General features: G+C 55.7%; 2 rRNA genes. Both read right to left on the bottom strand.

The features are described from left to right. A 5S ribosomal RNA gene (gene rrf, locus M3N64_RS13885) occupies window positions 1–117 on the bottom strand. A gap of 69 nt (window positions 118–186) precedes the next feature. Further along, window positions 187–3116 (bottom strand): 23S ribosomal RNA (locus tag M3N64_RS13880). Window positions 3117–3188: the final 72 nt, after the last annotated feature.

The following is a 3188-nucleotide window of genomic DNA, read 5'->3' as shown; positions in this document are numbered from 1 at the left end:
GCCTGGCAGCGACCTACGCTCACAGGGGGGCAGCCCCCTATTACCATCGGCACAGAAGAGCTTAACGGCCGTGTTCGGGATGGGAACGGGTGTGACCTCTTCGCTATGACCGCCAGACTTCCCGGCTCTCATGAGCCTTCAAAACCGGTAACGAAAACAAGCGGGTCTTCTTTCATCCTCTCGCTCTGGGTTAAGCCCTCGACCGATTAGTATCTGTCCGCTCCACACGTCACCGTGCGTCCACTCCAGACCTATCTACCTCATCTTCTCTAAGGGGTCTTACTGATTGAAAATCATGGGAAATCTCATCTTGAAGGGGGCTTCATGCTTAGATGCTTTCAGCACTTATCCCGTCCACACATAGCTACCCAGCGTCTGCTCCTGGCGGAACAACTGGTACACCAGCGGTGTGTCCATCCCGGTCCTCTCGTACTAAGGACAGCTCTTCTCAAATTTCCTGCGCCCGCGACGGATAGGGACCGAACTGTCTCACGACGTTCTGAACCCAGCTCGCGTACCGCTTTAATGGGCGAACAGCCCAACCCTTGGGACCTACTTCAGCCCCAGGATGCGATGAGCCGACATCGAGGTGCCAAACCTCCCCGTCGATGTGAACTCTTGGGGGAGATAAGCCTGTTATCCCCAGGGTAGCTTTTATCCGTTGAGCGATGGCCCTTCCATGCGGTGCCACCGGATCACTAAGCCCGACTTTCGTCCCTGCTCGACTTGTAGGTCTCGCAGTCAAGCTCCCTTCTGCCTTTACACTCTGCGAATGATTTCCAACCATTCTGAGGGAACCTTTGGGCGCCTCCGTTACCTTTTAGGAGGCGACCGCCCCAGTCAAACTGCCCGCCTGACACTGTCTCCGAACCGGATCACGGTCCCGGGTTAGAATGTCGCTATCGTCAGGGCAGTATCCCACGGGCGCCTCCACCGAACCTGGCGGTCCGGCTTCTCTGGCTCCTGCCTATCCTGTACAAACGATAGCCACATCCAATATCAAGCTGCAGTAAAGCTCCATGGGGTCTTTCCGTCCTGTCGCGGGTAACCTGCATCTTCACAGGTACTATAATTTCACCGGGTCGCTCGTTGAGACAGTATCCAAATCGTTACACCTTTCGTGCGGGTCGGAACTTACCCGACAAGGAATTTCGCTACCTTAGGACCGTTATAGTTACGGCCGCCGTTTACTGGGGCTTCAATTCAAAGCTTCTCCCCGAAGGGATCACCTCTCCTTTTAACCTTCCAGCACCGGGCAGGTGTCAGCCCCTATACATCACCTTACGGTTTTGCAGAAACCTGTGTTTTTGGTAAACAGTCGCTTGGATCTTTTCACTGCGGCTCTCCGGACCCGAAGGTCCTTCGAGCACCCCTTCTCCCGAAGTTACGGGGTGATTTTGCCGAGTTCCTTAACGAGCGTTCTCCCGAGCGTCTTAGAATACTCTTCTTGCCCACCTGTGTCGGTTTGGGTACGGGCACCGTTTCACTCGCTAGAGGCTTTTCTTGGCAGTGTAGGATCAGGCGCTTCGGTACTTAAGTTCCCTCCTCGTCACCGCCTGGCTTCCTGCAGCGGGATTTGCCTCGCTGCCAGCCTCACGGCTTGAACGCACCCTTCCATCCGTGCGCTCGCCTTACCTTCCTGCGTCCCCCCATCACTCAAACGTGAAACGCTGGTACAGGACTTTCCACCTGTTGTCCATCGCCTACGCCTTTCGGCCTCGGCTTAGGTCCCGACTAACCCTGAGCGGACGAACCTTCCTCAGGAACCCTTAGGCTTTCGACGGAGGAGATTCTCACTCCTCTTTTCGTTACTCATACCGGCATTCTCACTTCCAAACGCTCCAGTCGACCTTCCGGTCGGCCTTCAATGCCCTTGGAACGCTCCCCTACCATGACCCGAAGGTCATCCGCGACTTCGGTGCTGTGCTTAGCCCCGTTACATTTTCGGCGCGACGCCACTCGACCAGTGAGCTATTACGCACTCTTTAAATGGTGGCTGCTTCTGAGCCAACATCCTGGTTGTCTGGGCAACGTCACATCCTTTCCCACTTAGCACAAACTTAGGGACCTTAGTCGGCGGTCTGGGCTGTTTCCCTTTCGACGACGGATCTTATCACTCGCCGTCTGACTCCCGGACGTAAGTCTTTGGCATTCGGAGTTTGACTGAACTCGGTAATCCTGTGGGGACCCCTTATTCAATCAGTGCTCTACCTCCAACACTCAGTCATCCGAGGCTAGCCCTAAAGCTATTTCGGGGAGAACCAGCTATCTCCGTGTTCGATTGGCATTTCACCCCTACCCACACCTCATCCCCGCACTTTTCAACGTGCGTGGGTTCGGGCCTCCATTCAGTGTTACCTGAACTTCACCCTGGACATGGGTAGATCACACGGTTTCGGGTCGACAACCCTAAACTCATTCGCCCTCTTCAGACTCGCTTTCGCTGCGGCTCCGCCTCTTCAGCTTAACCTTGCTTAGAATCGTCACTCGCCGGTCCATTCTACAAAAGGTACGCTGTCACCCCCCGAAGGGGGCTCCAACTACTTGTAAGCACACGGTTTCAGGTTCTCTTTCACTCCCCTCCCGGGGTGCTTTTCACCTTTCCCTCACGGTACTGGTTCACTATCGGTCACTGGGTCGTATTTAGCCTTGGGAGACGGTCCTCCCAGATTCCGACGGGGTTTCTCGTGTCCCGCCGTACTCAGGATCCACTCCGGAGTGAACGCTTCTTCGGCTACAGGGCGTTTGCCTTCTCTGGCCGGTCCTTCCAGACCGTTCGCCTGAAACGTTCTTTTCTGACTCCTTGGGGAGTGTCCTACAACCCCAAAGCGCAAGCGCTTTGGTTTGGGCTGTTTCCCTTTCGCTCGCCACTACTCAGGAAATCGCTTTTGCTTTCTCTTCCTCCGGGTACTGAGATGTTTCAGTTCCCCGGGTCTGCCTGACGCAGCCTATGGATTCAGCTGCGCCTGCGATCCGTTCTGAATCGCGGGTTCCCCCATTCGGAAATCCCCGGATCAACGCTTACTTACAGCTCCCCGAGGCGTATCGGCGTTCGTTCCGTCCTTCTTCGGCGCCCAGTGCCAAGGCATCCACCGTGTGCTCTTTCACACTTAACCACTTGTGTACTCACGTACACGCAACAGACGCCCGCCGGGCGTTGACGCAAATCACGTCCGACGGCCATCCTC

This window comes from Sporolactobacillus mangiferae (assembly GCF_023336505.1).
GTDB lineage: Bacteria > Bacillota > Bacilli > Bacillales > Sporolactobacillaceae > Sporolactobacillus > Sporolactobacillus mangiferae.
Note: the sequence above shows the minus strand (reverse complement) of the source record. Positions and strands in the feature narration are given on the sequence as shown.